The organism is Streptomyces sp. NPDC005374 (assembly GCF_042872225.1).
Lineage (GTDB): Bacteria > Actinomycetota > Actinomycetes > Streptomycetales > Streptomycetaceae > Streptomyces.
In genome coordinates this window covers 606,020-620,609 of sequence record NZ_JBIAKA010000001.1, presented here as the reverse complement: position 1 = coordinate 620,609, position 14,590 = coordinate 606,020, and the positions used below count along the sequence as shown (strand labels likewise).

Annotated in this window: 11 protein-coding genes; 4 read left to right on the top strand and 7 right to left on the bottom strand. The window is 69.9% G+C overall.

The annotated features are described in order from the left end of the window. Window positions 1-49: 49 nt before the first annotated feature. Window positions 50-1,147 carry an acyltransferase family protein gene (locus tag ACFYRX_RS02935; protein WP_389096914.1) on the bottom strand — a complete coding sequence of 366 codons (1,098 nt, stop codon included), beginning with the start codon at window positions 1,145-1,147 and terminating at the stop codon, window positions 50-52. A 264-nt stretch (window positions 1,148-1,411) separates the two neighbouring features. On the opposite strand from ACFYRX_RS02935, the gene ACFYRX_RS02930 reads away from it, so the two are divergent. Genes ACFYRX_RS02930 through ACFYRX_RS02920 form a run of 3 tightly spaced genes read left to right on the top strand, consistent with a single transcriptional unit; the run spans window position 1,412 to window position 6,904 of the window. Next, window positions 1,412-2,875, top strand: coding sequence for a glycosyltransferase family 29 protein (locus tag ACFYRX_RS02930; RefSeq protein WP_389096028.1), 1,464 nt, complete (start codon window positions 1,412-1,414; stop codon window positions 2,873-2,875). Next, window positions 2,872-5,205, top strand: coding sequence for a glycosyltransferase (locus ACFYRX_RS02925; RefSeq protein ID WP_389096026.1), 2,334 nt, complete (start codon window positions 2,872-2,874; stop codon window positions 5,203-5,205). Before ACFYRX_RS02930 ends, ACFYRX_RS02925 begins: the two co-directional genes overlap by 4 nt. Before the next feature lie 7 nt (window positions 5,206-5,212). Beyond that, entirely contained in the window at window positions 5,213-6,904 is a 1,692-nt protein-coding gene (locus ACFYRX_RS02920; RefSeq protein ID WP_389096025.1) for a hypothetical protein, read from the top strand. On the opposite strand, the gene ACFYRX_RS02915 is transcribed toward ACFYRX_RS02920, so the two are convergent. The 6 genes from ACFYRX_RS02915 to ACFYRX_RS02890 all read right to left on the bottom strand — a co-directional run bounded on the left by ACFYRX_RS02915 (window position 6,894) and on the right by ACFYRX_RS02890 (window position 13,007). Then, window positions 6,894-8,162: an NAD(P)/FAD-dependent oxidoreductase gene (locus tag ACFYRX_RS02915; protein ID WP_389096023.1), complete on the bottom strand. Its 1,269-nt coding sequence runs from the start codon at window positions 8,160-8,162 to the stop codon at window positions 6,894-6,896. The two genes, ACFYRX_RS02920 and ACFYRX_RS02915, sit on opposite strands and share 11 nt — an antisense overlap. Then, window positions 8,159-8,581 (bottom strand): GtrA family protein, encoded by a 423-nt coding sequence (locus tag ACFYRX_RS02910; RefSeq protein WP_389096021.1) that lies wholly within the window; start codon window positions 8,579-8,581, stop codon window positions 8,159-8,161. Before ACFYRX_RS02910 ends, ACFYRX_RS02915 begins: the two co-directional genes overlap by 4 nt. Continuing rightward, the gene (locus ACFYRX_RS02905; protein WP_389096019.1) at window positions 8,571-9,593 is read right to left on the bottom strand and encodes a glycosyltransferase family 2 protein; all 1,023 of its coding nucleotides are present in this window, start codon (window positions 9,591-9,593) and stop codon (window positions 8,571-8,573) included. Before ACFYRX_RS02905 ends, ACFYRX_RS02910 begins: the two co-directional genes overlap by 11 nt. A gap of 107 nt (window positions 9,594-9,700) precedes the next feature. Beyond that, entirely contained in the window at window positions 9,701-10,543 is an 843-nt protein-coding gene (locus ACFYRX_RS02900; protein WP_389096017.1) for an FkbM family methyltransferase, read from the bottom strand. Between the two features lie 134 nt (window positions 10,544-10,677). Beyond that, entirely contained in the window at window positions 10,678-12,021 is a 1,344-nt protein-coding gene (locus tag ACFYRX_RS02895; RefSeq protein ID WP_389096015.1) for an alpha-2,8-polysialyltransferase family protein, read from the bottom strand. Continuing rightward, window positions 12,021-13,007 (bottom strand): glycosyltransferase family 2 protein, encoded by a 987-nt coding sequence (locus tag ACFYRX_RS02890; RefSeq protein ID WP_389096014.1) that lies wholly within the window; start codon window positions 13,005-13,007, stop codon window positions 12,021-12,023. The genes ACFYRX_RS02895 and ACFYRX_RS02890 overlap by 1 nt, the downstream gene beginning before the upstream one ends. A gap of 198 nt (window positions 13,008-13,205) precedes the next feature. Between ACFYRX_RS02890 and ACFYRX_RS02885 the strand changes: the two genes are divergently transcribed. Beyond that, on the top strand, window positions 13,206-14,567 hold the full coding sequence (locus ACFYRX_RS02885; RefSeq protein ID WP_389096012.1) for a DUF6716 putative glycosyltransferase: 1,362 nt from the start codon (window positions 13,206-13,208) through the stop codon (window positions 14,565-14,567). The last annotated feature ends 23 nt before the right edge of the window (window positions 14,568-14,590 follow it).

The window sequence follows — 14,590 nt, the reverse complement described above, 5'->3', positions numbered from 1 at the left end:
CATCCGGCGGCGCCTCAGCGGGCGACGACGCGAACGTCAGGTGAACAGCTCACCGCGCCTTGTTCAGCGCCGCCCGCAGCCGCGGTGTCAGCGGTGTCTCGACGAGCCGGTACAGCAGCCAGGCCAGCGTCAGCATCGAGGCGATCGTCAGGGCGAAGGTCACCGACGACGGGAGGCCCAGGCCGCGGTGCAGGACGCGCACGACCACCCAGCCCAGGTGCTCGTGGACCAGGTAGAAGGGGTACGTCAGCGCCCCGGCCACCGTCAGCCAGCGCCAGTTGGCCCAGCGCAGCCAGCCGAGCGCGATCGCGGCGACGGCGATGAACCCGAAGGCGACGACCAGGACGATGCCGTACGACGTCCGGTGCGCGAAGGCGTTGGGGTCCGAGACGTTCCACAGGGAGCGCACCGCGTAGTGCTGGCCGATCAGGAAACTGACGGCGACGATGCCCCACGCGTAGACGTCCCTGCGGTCGCGGTGGACCAGGTAGAGACCCATCCCGCCGATGAAGAACGGCGCGTACTCCGGCATCAGGACGAGGTCGAGGAGCGGCATCTTCGAGCCCTGGGCGATGGCCGCGGCCAGCGTCCAGCACGCCGAGAACATGATCACCCGGCGCCGGCTCGCGCCCGGCAGGACCACGACCAGGGCGAACAGGGCGTAGAAGCGGATCTCCGCCCACAGGGTCCAGTCGACGCCCAGCACCCGGTCGACGCCCAGCGGCTGCTGCAGCAGGGTCAGGTTCACCAGGGCGTCGCTCGGCGAGACCGTCTCGTAGACGACCCACGGGAGTGCGAAGACCCCGACCACCAGGAGGACGGCCGCCCAGTACGCGGGCATCAGCCGGGACACCCGGGACGCGAAGAAGGACCGCAGCGGCCGGCCCCAGCCGCTCATGCAGATCACGAATCCGCTGATCACGAAAAAGACCTGGACGCCGAGGCAGCCGTAGGAGAAATAGCTGTGCAGCGTCGGGAACTGGTGTTGCGCGGAGCCTCCCCAGGCCCGGGTGATCTCGCCGCCGCGGCCGCCGTAGTGATACGCGGCCACCATCAGCGCGGCCACCAGCCGCAGTCCGTCCAGGGCCCGCAGGCGGGTCTCCCGGGGGCGCGGTGCCGGCAGTGGCCCTTCCGGCCGCCGGGGCAGGTCAGGTGCCGACCGGACGGTCAAGCTGGTCACGGAAATCCCCTTCGCAAGCTCTGAAGAGCCTAAGTCGCTCCTGTGGACGCGCCCCAGCACGTTAGTCCGAATCACGACGATGTCTTACTCGGCGGGCCAACGATTAGCCGTCCGGTCCCGGTGAGTTCACCTGGATGTCGTTTTGGCTTCCTAAGTTCGCTCAGAATCCCCCCACGTCGCAGTAAACCCATGAACTTGTCTTTGCATTGGCAAGAAAACAACAGGAGTGCCATGACGACGGTCCAGAAAAGGCGTGCACGCGCGCGTGGAGGGGAGCTGGACGAATGCCTGCGCGCCTGCGCGGCGCACAGTGGCAAGGTCGTGGGCAGCGTCGACCGCCGCCGCGTCGAACTCGGCGAACAGCTGCGCAAGTTGCTGGTCGTGTGGGGGACGACCGCCACGGCGGCCCCGGCGACTCCCGCCCCGTCCGGTGCGACCGCCCTGCTGAAGCGGGCCGTCAAGGGTGCCGCGACCCCCTCCGCGAACATCCCCGCCGAGCTGCTCGACGCCCTGCTGGCCGTCGCCAACAAGGCACTTGAGTGCGGCTACGACGACGAGCTGAACCTCGCCCTGATCATCAGCGACACCGTCCTCGCCCAGCGCAGGAACTCCCGCGCCGGCTGGCGGCTGCGCGCCCGCCTCCTGGAGGCGCTCGGCGAGGAGGGCGAAGCGCTGGAGGCCTACGAGCGCTACATCGCCCTCACCGACGACGACGGCTTCGGCGTCCGCGCCCGGATCGCGGGCCTGCGCATCGCGGGCGAGAAGGAGCGCGAGCTGCTGGAGCTGCTCACCCGCCAGGTTCCCGGCGCCCGCTCGTTCGCCGCCCGCCCCGCCACCGACGTGTGGGCCGAGGGCCTCGCCGCGCACGCCGTCGGCGACTGGGCCGAGGCCGAGCCCCGTCTGGTGGGAGCGCTCCTCGCCCTGACCGACGAGAACGCCCCCGTGCCGGAACGCCAGGAACTGCTCAGCCAGTACCTCGACCTGCGTTCCACCGAGGACACCGACATCGCCGCGCTCACCCGGGCCGTCGAGCTCTACGCCGAACAGCGCCGCAACCGCATGCGCGGCCCGGTCGACGACCCCTCCGTCGGCGGCGTGCAGTGGATCACCCTGGGCGAGTTCCGCAACCAGATCGCCGGCAAGTCGATCTGCCTGATCGCCAACTCCGGGCGCGTCGGCACGAGTTCGATGGGCGCGGAGATCGACGCGTACGACATCGTCGTCCGCTTCAACTCGTACCGGATCGACCCGAAGCACACCGGCAGCAGGACGGACGTCCACGCCACGATCCACAAGCACGGCTTCAACTGGGACCAACAGGTCACCACCCGGCTCGTCTTCGGCGGCGTCTCCGGCGACTGGAAGTACTCGCTGCGCAACCGCCTGGTGCCCGGCGCCCAGACCTACCTGGGCGACGAGTCGCTGCGCTGGCCCGTGCGCAACATCGGCAAGGTCACCACCGACGTCTGGTCGGGCATCCCGACCTCCGGCTTCAACATGCTCTGGCTGCTCGACTTCCTCGACGTGAGCCCGAAGCTCGACCTGATCGGCTTCGACTTCTACGAGAGCGGCGCCTACCGCCTCCAGGAAGCGATGAAGCTCGCCATCACGTCCGTGCACGAATACACCAGCGAGAAGGCGTGGGTCATGGAGCGGGCCCAGAACGTGACCGACATGAGGATATCCCTGCGATGACCAGCAACTCCCTGATCGGGACCGCCGCCCCCCTGGCCCCGGTGACCGACGCGCACGCGCTCACTGGCAAGCGGAAGACAGCCTTCGCCAGCTTCGTCGACGAGAACTACCTGCCCGGCTTCCTCGCCCTGCTGCGCAGCCTCGCCCTGTCCAACCCCGGCGTGTGCGAGGACTTCGTCGTCCTCTACGACGACCTGCGCCCCGGCTCGATCGCCCGGATCCGCGCGCTGCACCCGCGGATCGTCCTCAAGCGGGTCGACGCCGACCACTACGACGCGTACAAGAAGGGCGACCAGGACAACTACCTGGTCCGCAAGGCGTACTTCATCCTGGACGTCTTCAAACTGCGTGAGTACGACACCGTCATCACGCTCGACACCGACATGGTCGTCCTCGGCGACCTCGGTGAACTCCTGCGGCTGCGCGAGGGGTTGGCGGCCGTCCCGCAGTTCTTCTACGGGCAGCACAAGCTCAACTCCGGTCTGCTCGTCATCCAGCGCGAGTACCTGAGCGACGCGTTCTGCGCGAAGCTCGACAAGTGCGGTCGCTCCGGCGACTACGAGCTCGACAAGCACGACCAGGGCATCCTCAACGCCGTCCTGGCCGGGGACTTCGTCCGCCTCGACGCCCGCTACAACTTCGTCAAGCGGCGGCTGTCCGGCGACCTGCCGGTCCCCGACGACACCGCGATCCTGCACTTCACCGGCCGCCACAAGCCCTGGCAGGGCGGCGAGACCGGCTACAGCCGGGCCGAGGAGCGCTGGCGCGAGTTCGAGCTGTCCGACGCCGAGTTCCAGGCCGCGTACCTGGAGTCCTCCGGCGGACTCCACCACGACCTGGTCGTGCACTACGGCACCCCGCACGTGGCGCGCACCGGGGACGTCGAGGTGGCCCGCAAGGTGGCCGCCGCGCACATCGCGTCCGGCGACTACCAGGACGCCGTCGACATCCTGAGCAGCGTCCGCATCCCGCTCGACGAGGCCTGGCCGCACGAGGTCCTCGGCCACGCCCTGATGAGCGTCTCCCGCTACGACGAGGCGAAGACCCAGCTCCTGCTGGCCGCCGCCGCCCCCAACCGGGCCGCCACCGCCTACGCCCGCCTCGCCCAGATGGCCTGGGTGCGCGGCGACAACACCGAGGCCCTGCGGTACGCCACGGCCGGCATGTCCGTCGACCCGACCCACCGCTCCAGCCGGCTGTGGGCGCAGCGTGCGGCCGCCGTGCCGGGACAGGAACTGGGCGCCCCCGAGGACCAGTTGGCGCACGTCGCCTTCTACATGGACCGGCAGGGCAACGCGGGCGACAAGCTCCTCCCGGAGAGCGTCCGCTCCGCCTTCGGCCCGGACACCACCTCCCGCCGATGGCACCCGGTGCACGCCCACCGCCTCTTCGACGAGGCCGCACTCCAGCGGGTCAACCGCCGCCGCGGCATGGTCATCGGCGGCGGCGGCCTGTTCATCCCGGACACCATGCCCAACGGCAACAGCGCCTGGCAGTGGAACGTCCCCGACGAGCTCCTGAAGCGCATCGACGTCCCGATCGCGGTCTTCGCGGTGGGCTTCAACGCCTTCGACGGCCAGTCCTACCGGGCGGGCCGCTTCCGCGAGTCGCTCAGGCTCCTCGTCGAGCAGTCCTCCTTCTTCGGCCTGCGCAACCACGGCTCGATCGAGAAGGTCCGGGCCATGGTCCCGTCCCACCTCCACGACAAGATCCGCTTCCAGCCCTGCCCGACGACGGTCACCCGCCAGCTGGTCCCCGGCTGGCAGGACCCGGCCAAGCGCGACGACACGATCCTCATCAACGCCGCCTACGACCGTGCGGGCCTGCGCTTCGGCCACGACTACGACTACTTCCTGGCCCAGATGGCCAAGGCCGTGAGGGACCTGGGCGAGCTGGCCGAGGTCCAGTGCGTGGCGCACTCACTGGACGACGAGAAGATCGTCTTCGACCTGCGGCGCGAGCACGGCATCTCGATGCCCGTCATCCCGATGTACGACTTCGAGAACAAGGAGATCCTCGACCTCTACGCCCGCACGAAGCTGGTCATCGGCATGCGCGGCCACGCGGGCATGATCCCCTTCGGCTGCGGCACCCCGATCATCAGCCTGATCTCACACCCGAAGATGGCGTACTTCCTGCGGGACATCGAGCGGCCCGAGTGGGGTGTCTCGGTCCACGACCGCCACCTCGCCGACCGTCTGGTGGAGCGCTCGAAGGACCTGCTCGCCGACCACGACAAGACGGTCGCCGACGTCCACGGCCGCCAGCAGGAGCTGTGGAAGGCCACCGAGGCCAACGCCGCCGACCTCCGGGTCCTCCTGGGCGGCTGAGCACATCATGACGACGACACTGGCCGACGACAGATCCGTACGGCCCGCCGCGCCCGGCGGCCGCCGCTCACCCCTCAGGTGGGCGGCGGTCGCCGTGCCGTCCGCGGCCGCCGTGCTGTACACGGTGCTCACCCGCGGCCTCACCGGCGACCTCCACTACGTCCTGGCCGCCCTGCGCACCGGCCGCGCGGGCGGCTACTCCCCCTCCGAGGTCTTCACCCACCGCCCGTTCTTCTACCGGTGGTTCGTCGCACTCCTCGACCGCCTCGCCTTCTTCGGGGGTACGGCGGTGCGCGAGGCCGTGATGAACGCGGCGGGCGTCCTGCTCGCCGCCGCCGCGGCCTACGCCCTGTACGTGACACTGGTGCGCCGGGTCACGGTGCGCGAGGCGGCGGTGACGGCCGGCGCCACCGGGCTCGCCCTGGCCCTCGCTCCCCGCAACGACTTCCTCCAGCCGGAATGGGCGGCGATCGTCCTCACGGTGTTCGCCGTCGCCGCCGCCCTCGGGCCCCGGCGCCCCTGGCCCGCGGCCCTGCTCGCCGCGCTCCCGCTCGGGCTCGCGGTGATGATGAAGTACTCCACCGCCGCCACCGCCGCGATCGGGGTGCTCCTCGTCTACGCGGTCGACCGGGGCCGTGCCGTACGCATCGCCGCGGTCGGCATCCCGGCCGCACTGGCCCTGTTCGGGCTGAGCGTCCTCGCGGGCACCCACGAGTGGCAGTGGACCGAGGACATGCCGCAGATCAACCAGTCCGCACTCAGCCGGACCGGCATCCACCCGCACTTCATCCTCGAACGCACGGTGGACTTCCTCGCCGACCGCGCGGTCACCAGCCCGGTACTGCTCCTCCTGCCGGGCGCCCTGCTGCTCGTCCTGGCCCGGGTACGGGGCCGGCTGCGCCGCGCCGAACTCCTCGCGATCGCGCTGCTGATCGGCCTCGCCGCGCAGGCGGTCGTGGTCGTACAGGGCAACTGGTTCCTCTACCACGGCGCGCAGATGCCCGTGGTGGCCGCGGTCGTCTGGGGTGTCGCGGTGAGCGGCGCCCGCAAGTCCCCACCGTGGTTCTTCGGAGCCGTGTCCCTGCTGTACGGCGTGCTTCCCGTGGTCTACGCGCAGCTGCCCGGCAGGTTCCAGCGGCCGTGGGAGGTCTGGGCGGCCGGACTGGTCGCGCTGCTCGCGGCCGCCGTGGACGTCCTGCTCGAGAAGCGGCTGAAGAACCGGTCGGCGGTCCTGGTCGTCCTGTCCGGCGTCGTGCTGCTGGCCGCGAGCATCTGGCCCGGCTCCCCGCACCTGGTGCTGCACGGCAAGGTCACCGTCACCGGCTCCGGATACCTGGCGGAGCAGCGGCGCACCGCGGACCAGGTCGACAAGATCGCCGCCGAACTGCCCCCCGGCGTCCCGGTGCTGTACCTGGCCTTCGGCGAGACGGCGTACGACCTGGACCACCCGTCGCAGTGCCGCTACCCGATCTCCACGTTCCTCCAGCGCACCCGCTATCTGCCGGACGTCGCCGAGCTGAAGTCGTTCAAGGAGAACGCCGACTGCGTCGACCACGACCCGGCCCCGTACGCGGTGCTGGAGCGGCCCTGGTTCCAGCCGGGCCACGTCGACCCGGCACTGTGGCGCCGGGTCACCGCGGTCTACGACTGCCCGCGCGGGAACACGGGGGAGCGGCTCGTGCTGTGCGTCAGGCGTTGAGCCCGAGCGAGGCGGTGACCTCGCGGGCCATCGCCACCGAGTAGCTCTGCCCCCGGTCCTGCGGGTAGATCTGCGCCATCGTGGCCAGCGTGACCCGGCTCAGGGGCGTCTCATGGGCCGGGATCAGCGCACGGTACTCGGGCGTCACCACCGGCTGCGCGAACCCGGCCTTCGAGAAGTGCCAGGTCTGGATCCAGGACCTCTCGAAGGCCGGGTTGATCCGCTGCAGATACGGCACGAACGCGTCGAGCAGCTCGCCCGGGTCCGTGGTGAACCGCCAGTCCTCGCGCTCCACGTAGTTGCCGACGTAGAGGATGTGCCGGCCGCCGTACACGGACGGGTCGATCATCTTCGTGTGCTCGACCACCGCGAGGAACGGGAAGTCCGGCTCGTTGATGTTGAGCCAGTAGTACGGGATGGCGCTGCGGTCCAGCTCCAGGACGAAGCAGGTGGCGCCCAGGTACTGGTTCTTCCACACGGTGCTGTCGTCGGGCAGCCCGGCCGCCTTCGCGAAGGCGGGCTGCGGGGTGGTCACGATCAACTGCTCGAAGGCGTACGTCGATCCGTCCGCGCAGGTCACCACGGCCTCGTCGGCCCCGGGCTGCCGGATCGTCTCCACCGCCTTGCCGAACTCGACCTTGCCGCCGTGCTCCTCGATCCCGTCCCTGAGCGCCGCGTACACGCGCTCGAACCCGCCGTCCACATAACCGAGTTCGAAGGTCCGGCAGTGGATCCGCGCCCACAGCCAGGCCATCGACACCTGTTCGGCGCGGTCCCCGAACTTGCCGCGCAGCAGCGGCTCCCAGATCGCGGCGGTGGCCTTCTTCCCGGCCCACCTGCGCAGCCAGGCCAGCGCGGTGAGGTCGTTGAAGCGGTCGCCCTTGCGGACCGCCTTCAGGACCGCCGACGAACCGGCGAAGCGCACGGCGCCGACCGGGCCGAACCCCGGGAAGCGGAGCATGTCGAGGGGCGTGGTGAAGTCGATCAGCTGCCCGCCCCGGTAGATGCCGGTGGTCGGCCTGTGGAAGCGCAGGGCGTCACCGAGCCCCAGCTCCTCGATCAGCGCGATCATCGCCTTGTCGCTGCGGAAGATGTGGTGGTAGTAGCGCTCCAGCGGAACCCCGCCGATCTCCAACGACGCGGCCAAACCGCCGAGTTCGTCGGCCGCCTCCAGGACGGTGACCTGATGGCCGGCGCGTACGGCGTCCCAGGCGGCGGTGAGGCCGGTGGCCCCCGCGCCGATGATGCCGAGGTTCATGCGAAGCTCCACTTTCTGTTGAGCACGAACTGGAGCGCCAGGACCAGCGGCAGCGAACCCGCCTTGATCAGGTTGGCGTCGATCCCCAGACCGTCGGTGAAGGCGAGGAAGAGCAGGTTCGTCAGGACGATGCCGGTCAGGCCGACGGCGTAGAACCGCAGGAAGCGCACGACGAGACGGTCGCGGCGCTCGAAGGTGAACCGCGCGTTCAGCACGAAGTTGTTGGCGATGCCGAGCGTGGTGCTGAGCGCGTTGGCGATCTGCTCGTTCATCCCGGCCACGTTGTGCAGCAGCAGGAAGACGCCCAGATCCAGGGCGACCCCGCTGCCGCCGATCAGGGCGTAACTGAGCAGCTGCCGGGAGAGCCGGCGCCGGGCGGGAGCGTCGGTGGCCCCGGCCGACGCGGTGTCAACGATCACCGTCGCCGCCGATCACATCGCGCACCAGATACAGCGGCCGGCCCTGCGCCTCGCTGTAGATGCGCCCGACGTACGCGCCGATGACCCCCAGCGACAGCATCTGCGTGCCGCCGAGGAACAGCACGACGCACATCATCATCGTCCAGCCGGAGACGGTGATCTCGGGCCGGAAGAACTTCATGGCGAGCGCGTAGAGGATGCCGAGCAGCGACAGCGCGAGCACCACGAAACCGAGCCGGGTGATCATCTTCAGCGGGGCGGTGGAGAAGCTGGTCATGCCGTCCACCGCGAGGCGGGCCATCTTGCGCAGCGGGTACTTCGTCTCGCCCGCGAAGCGTTCGTCGCGGTCGAAGGCCACCTCGGTCTGCCGGTAGCCCATCGAGGCGACGATGCCGCGCACGAACCGGCTGCGCTCCCGGTACTTGCGCAGCTGGTCGGCGACCCGCCGGTCCAGGAGCCGGAAGTCCCCGGTGTCCAGCGGGATGTCCACGTCGGTGGAGGAGCGCAGGACCCGGTAGTACAGGTGGGCGGTGGCCCGCTTGAACGCGGTGTCCTGCCTGGACCGCCGACGCGCGTGCACGATCTCCGCACCCGCCCGCCAGGCGTCGACCAGCTCCAGGCTGACCCTCGGCGGGTCCTGGAGGTCGGTGTCCATCACGATCACCGCGTCGCCCTGCGCGAGGTCGAGACCCGCGGTGATGGCGATCTGGTGCCCGAAGTTGCGGGCGAAGTCGACGACCCGGACCCGCTCGTCGTTCTTGGCGAGATCCCTGAGGATCGCCAGCGAACCGTCACCGGAGCCGTCGTTGACGTACAGCACCTCGTAGTCGAACTCGGGGCGTTCGGCGAGCGCCGCGACCAGCTCGGTGTGGAACGCGGTGATGCCGGCTTCCTCGTTGTAGACCGGGAGGACGTACGAGACGAGGGATCGGCGAACGGGCTGCCGTTCCGGCAGCGTCAGCTGCGCCGGGACGACATCGGGTATTCGTGGTCGAATGTCCTGCTGGGGCATTGGGAGAAGCTATGGAAGGTCTGTGAACGCCCGCCGAACTGGCCGTGGCCGGGAGCCGTCGGCCCCCTTTCGCTTCCCTCCCGGCCCCGGCTCTGGCCGGTGGCGCGTCAGTGGTTCGGCGTGAACAGCAGGTTCCGCGTCTTGGGCGGCCGGGGCGCGTACCACGGGACGAGCGTGCCGTCGTGCTCGGTGACCCAGTGGCAGTCGTAGCCGAGGGGATCGAACTCGGCGAGGAGGGTCTGCATGTCCGCGTCCCGCAGCGCTTCGAGCAGCACGGTCGGCCGGTCCCGCTCGAGCACCTGACGGGCCCCCTTGAGGACCGACATCTCATGGCCCTCGACGTCGATCTTCATGAGGTCCAGCCTGGTCTCGGCGAACACCTCGTCGAGGCAGACCAGACGGATCCGCTTCTGTTCCGCGTCGGCGGCGCCGCCCTCCAGGGTCGAACCCGTGGACAGGAGGTTGCCCGCGAAGCGGACGCTGATGTCGGCCCAGCCCGCCTCGCCGGACACGCCCGCCTGGTGGAGCTTGACGTTCTGCGCGCCGTTGGACCGGACGTTCACCGACAGCCGGGCGTGGATCTGGTCCACGGGCTCGAAGGAGTGCACCTTCGCCTTCGGGTTGGCGAGGGCGGCGATCATCGAGAAGTAGCCCACGTGCGCCCCGACGTCCGCGATCGTCGCGCTCTTCGCGGCGAGCCGGGACCAGGTGGCGAGGCTGCCGGGCTCGTAGCCGAACCGGCCGTTCCACAGCGTGTCCAGGCCGACCGCGTCGTCATTCACGCAGAACATCACGAAAGGCGGGCAATAGGGGGAGTCGATCTCCACATAGCCGCGATAAGGGAATTTCTTGCGGTGGGTGCGGATGATGTCGCCGGTGGCGACCGGCCGGACCGAAGGTGCGTGCGCCAGCATGCGGGCGTTGGATTCTTCGAGCTGGGGGATACGCATGCCGCGATCGTAGGGGCGCCGTGTGGACTTGTCACAGGTTCCGTAAACATGGAAAAGGCCAGGTCATAGGCTCATGACCTGGCCTTTTTCGAAGGGTCGCGCGAGATTTCCCCGCGGTTCACCCCACGTTCCGCTCAGCGCTTGACGGCCTTCTTCAGAGCCCGCGCCCTGCGCACCACCCGGCGCGCGGTCGCGTTGCGGGGCAGGAAGCCAAGCCGCTCCGGGATACCGCCGGGCAGACCGAGCGAGGTCAGGCGCTTCTTCCTGAAGTACCGCCGGGTGCGCGGGCCGAGGTGCCCCGCGAGATAGCGTTCCGCGGCCGGACGCAGCGACGGGTGGATCTGCGGCTGGAGCGTGAAACTCAACGCCGATACCAGGGCGTTGAGGGTGTCCTCGGGGACCGCCTCCTCGCCGCCACGGCCCTCCAGGTCCGGCAGCACGGCGTCGGCCAGCACGACCGGGACCCGGTTGCTGTTCTGGTAGGGCGTCAGCCGCTGCAGCAGCATGTCGGTGCCGACGCGGGCAGCCGGCAGGTCGTAGAGCGCGGAGGCCGTGAACAGCGCGGTGGAGAAGCAGCCGACGACCAGCGCGGGCCGGGCCTGCTCGAACAGCACCTCGGCGAGCACCGGCGTGTCCAGGACGGTGAGGTCCACGCCGAGCTTCCCGGCCTCGGCCTCCAGGGCGCGGCTGAAGCGGGCCGGCGCGCTCGGGTGGGGCTTGAAGACGACCGAACTGTGCCCCTTGGCGACCGCGCCCTTCAGCATCCGTACGTGCAGGTTCTCCTCCTCCTCCGGCGAGAGGATGTCCAGCGCGGAGAGGTACTGGCCGAGCAGCAGTGCCGCGTTCTCCGGCAGCGGCGGCAACTCCTCGACGGCCGCGGTGAGTTCACTCATCGCCTTCAGGAAGACGGACGTCGGCACCACGACCGGCGGCACGTCGAACTCGGTCAGCAGCATCGGCGTGAGGCCCGCGATCAGGTCCAGGTGGAGCAGCCGCCGCACCCGCGTGCCGACCAGCGGGTCGAGCTTGCTGCGGGTGGGGCCGTAGCTCATCAGGCCGTCGGCGTAGACGTCGATGGGGGCGCCGGTGAACAGCTGGGCCACGGTGAGGGCGGGGGTGACCTGGATGGACTCCATGATCAGTTCGACGCGGTCGTCGCCGAGTCCCCACAACAGCCGCAGATAGCGCTCGAAGAGGGGCACGTCGTCCGGGCGGGGGGTCCAGGAGCCCGGGTGGAAGGGGCGGATGGCCTCGTTCCAGGACAGCACCTCGTCGAAGTGGTCGCGCAGCGGCTCGAAGCCCGGCATCGCGTCCAGCGGCAGCGAGGTCTCCGGCGTCGCGGTGTTGTTGAACACCAGCAGCACCCGCCGCTCGGCCTCCTCGAAGAGGTCGGAGTCGATCGCGGCGGCCAGCGTGACCGCGCCGTACAGCGTGGAGGCGCAGAAGATCTGGGTCGTGCGGGAGCTGGTCGGGGACATCACGCGGCCGCCTTAGCAGAGGTGACCCGCCGCCGCAGCCGCCGCAACTTGGCGGAGCGGCGCAGGTCCATGGTGTCGAGCACGTCACCGAGCATGTCCTGCGGCATCCGCTTTATGGCCGCCGCGCTCATCGCGCGCAGCTGCTTGGCCACGGACGGCTCCCACTTGGACTCGTCGGAGAGATGGTGGGCGATGATCGCGCAGTAGGTGCGCACCGCCTTGGGCAGCAGCCGGTCGGCGTCCCGGTCCGCGGCCGTCTCCTCGATGACCTGGTCGAAGGCGCGGATGAAGTCGAGCTGGCGGGCATCGCCGATCTGGGTGAGGGAGGACGCCACCCCGCGCCGGTAGAACACGCCCAGCAGACTCACCACGGCGAACGACTCCGCCTCGCGGTGCAGCTTCCAGATCCACGGCCGGTCCTCGGCCGTGCGCAGCCCGTCGGTGAAGTGCAGCAGGCCCCTGTCGAGAAGGCGGCGGTGGTAGGCACCGGCCCACGCGTAGGCGTAGTCCACGGAGGTGGTGCGGTCGGCGGGCAGGATCGCGTCCCGTGGGTTCAGCACCTCGTTGCGGCGCCCGATCGGCACCCGGTGCACGGTGCGGGCGCGGGCGACGGTCTGCACATGGTCGGTGCGGACGAAGTCGCAGCCCAACTCCTCGATGGCGGTGACCAGTTCCGTGAGGTAGCCCGGCGCGAGCCAGTCGTCACCGTCCAGGAACGTCAGGTACTCGCCGCGCGCCGCGTCCAGGCCGGTGTTGCGCGCGGTGGCGAGCCCCCCGTTCGTCCCGTGGTGGATGACCTGCACCTGGGCGACGTCCGAGAGCTCCTCGGCCGCACGGTCGAGGATGGCCGGAGTTTCGTCCTTGGATTTGTCGTTCACCAGCACGAACTCGAAATCTCGCCGCGCATTCAGGCGGAGACTTCTCAGGGTGTCCGGGGCGTATTGCTGCACGTTGTAGAACGGCACGATGACGGAGAGCTTAGGCACCCGGGAAACGCTAGAAGGTGGTCCGGCAGCGGAACTTTCCGGCAAGGGGACTGAGGGTGAACTCAATGTGTCGGAACGGTGCATCCCGTCTACTTCCCGGTCTTCAGCGGGCCAGTTCGGCTCTCGGTGGTCTGTTGTTAACTTTTCGTTGATTCGCGGTTGGGCCGCACCTAGAAATTGCTTCCTAGCGTTTTCGTCGTGCCGCCAAGTACACCGAAGTCCCTCCGAATCGCCGTCCTCGCGGACTCCGACACCCGCTGGAAATGGGGTGCGCTGACCGCCGACCGCATCGCTCCGGGTCCGTCCATGGAAGCCGGACCGCGAGGCGGGGCGCAAGTCGGCCTCGCGCTGGACGGATACCTGCTGCGCGGCCGGGCCACCCCCACCCCGCGCCAGCTCGAAGAGGTCGGCGTGCGCGCCGACTCGATGCGGGAGGTCACCGCCGTCGAGTTCCTGCGCGCCATGGCCGAGACGTCGTACGACATCGTCGTCCTGGCCCTGGTCGGCGGCGGTGTCCAGGCGATGCTGCATGGTCTCGCGCGGGTCTGGGACGGCCAGGACGAGCGCCCCGTGGTCGTCACCGGCTACGTCGGCGTCGTCTACGAGAAGCTCGCCGACGGTCTGCTCCTGCGGCACGGAGCCGACCTCGTCCTCGCCAACTCCCGCCAGGACGCCGAGCGGTTCCGCGCGGTGTACGAGGGAGTGGGCGCGGACGCCTCCTCCGTGACCGAGGTGGCGCTGCCGTTCCTCGGCGGCGCTGCGTACGAGGGCGAACACGACCCGTACACCGTGGTGTTCGCGGTCCAGCCCTCCGTGCCGGACAACCGCAGGGACCGGGTGTACCTGCTGGAGCGGCTCGTGGGGCACGCCCGGCTGCACCCCGAGCGCGAGGTGCTGCTGAAGCTTCGCTCCAGGCCCGGCGAACACACCACGCACATCGAGGAGTTGCCGTACCAGAAGCTGATCCAGCGGCTCGACCCGCCGGCCAACTTCCGCCTGGTGTACGGAAACATGGGCGAGGTCCTCGACCGTACCGACCTGCTGGTCACGATCAGCTCGACGGCCGCGCTGGAGTCGCTGCACCGCCGGATCCCGACCGCCGTCCTCACCGACCTCGGCATCCGTGAGGTGCTCGGCAACCACCATTTCGTGGGCTCCGGCTGCCTCGCCTCCTGGGACCAACTGGACGCCGGACACCGCCCGGTGCCCGACGAGGAGTGGGTGGCCCGGCAGGGCGTGGCCGCTGGGGGCACCCCCTCTGGGGGAGGTTCGTACGGGCGGGCCTTCGACGCGGCCCGGGAGCGCATCACCAAGCTGCTGGCCTCGCCGCATCGCCCCCCGCTGACCCCCTACTACACACCGGTGACCGCCCCCGGCTACCTCCCCGGCATCCTCGCCCGCCACCACCTCGGCCCCGATGGCACCCCGCTGCCGGGCGCCCCGGCCCACGAGCGGGAGCCGGGCCCGGTACGGCAGATCGTGCGCCGCGCGGCGAGGGGCGCATACCGCCACGGAGTACAGCGGGTGGCCCCGGTGATCCGCCGGATGGGCGAGCTGTGAACACAGCTGAACGCCAACCCACC

Coding starts and splice junctions, on each gene's coding strand:
- ACFYRX_RS02905 (WP_389096019.1), bottom strand. CDS start 9,593: ATGCCCCAGCAGGACATTCGACCACGAATACCCGATGTCGTCCCGGCG.
- ACFYRX_RS02895 (WP_389096015.1), bottom strand. CDS start 12,021: ATGTCCCCGACCAGCTCCCGCACGACCCAGATCTTCTGCGCCTCCACG.
- ACFYRX_RS02925 (WP_389096026.1), top strand. CDS start 2,872: ATGACCAGCAACTCCCTGATCGGGACCGCCGCCCCCCTGGCCCCGGTG.
- ACFYRX_RS02900 (WP_389096017.1), bottom strand. CDS start 10,543: ATGCGTATCCCCCAGCTCGAAGAATCCAACGCCCGCATGCTGGCGCAC.
- ACFYRX_RS02920 (WP_389096025.1), top strand. CDS start 5,213: ATGACGACGACACTGGCCGACGACAGATCCGTACGGCCCGCCGCGCCC.
- ACFYRX_RS02930 (WP_389096028.1), top strand. CDS start 1,412: ATGACGACGGTCCAGAAAAGGCGTGCACGCGCGCGTGGAGGGGAGCTG.
- ACFYRX_RS02915 (WP_389096023.1), bottom strand. CDS start 8,162: ATGAACCTCGGCATCATCGGCGCGGGGGCCACCGGCCTCACCGCCGCC.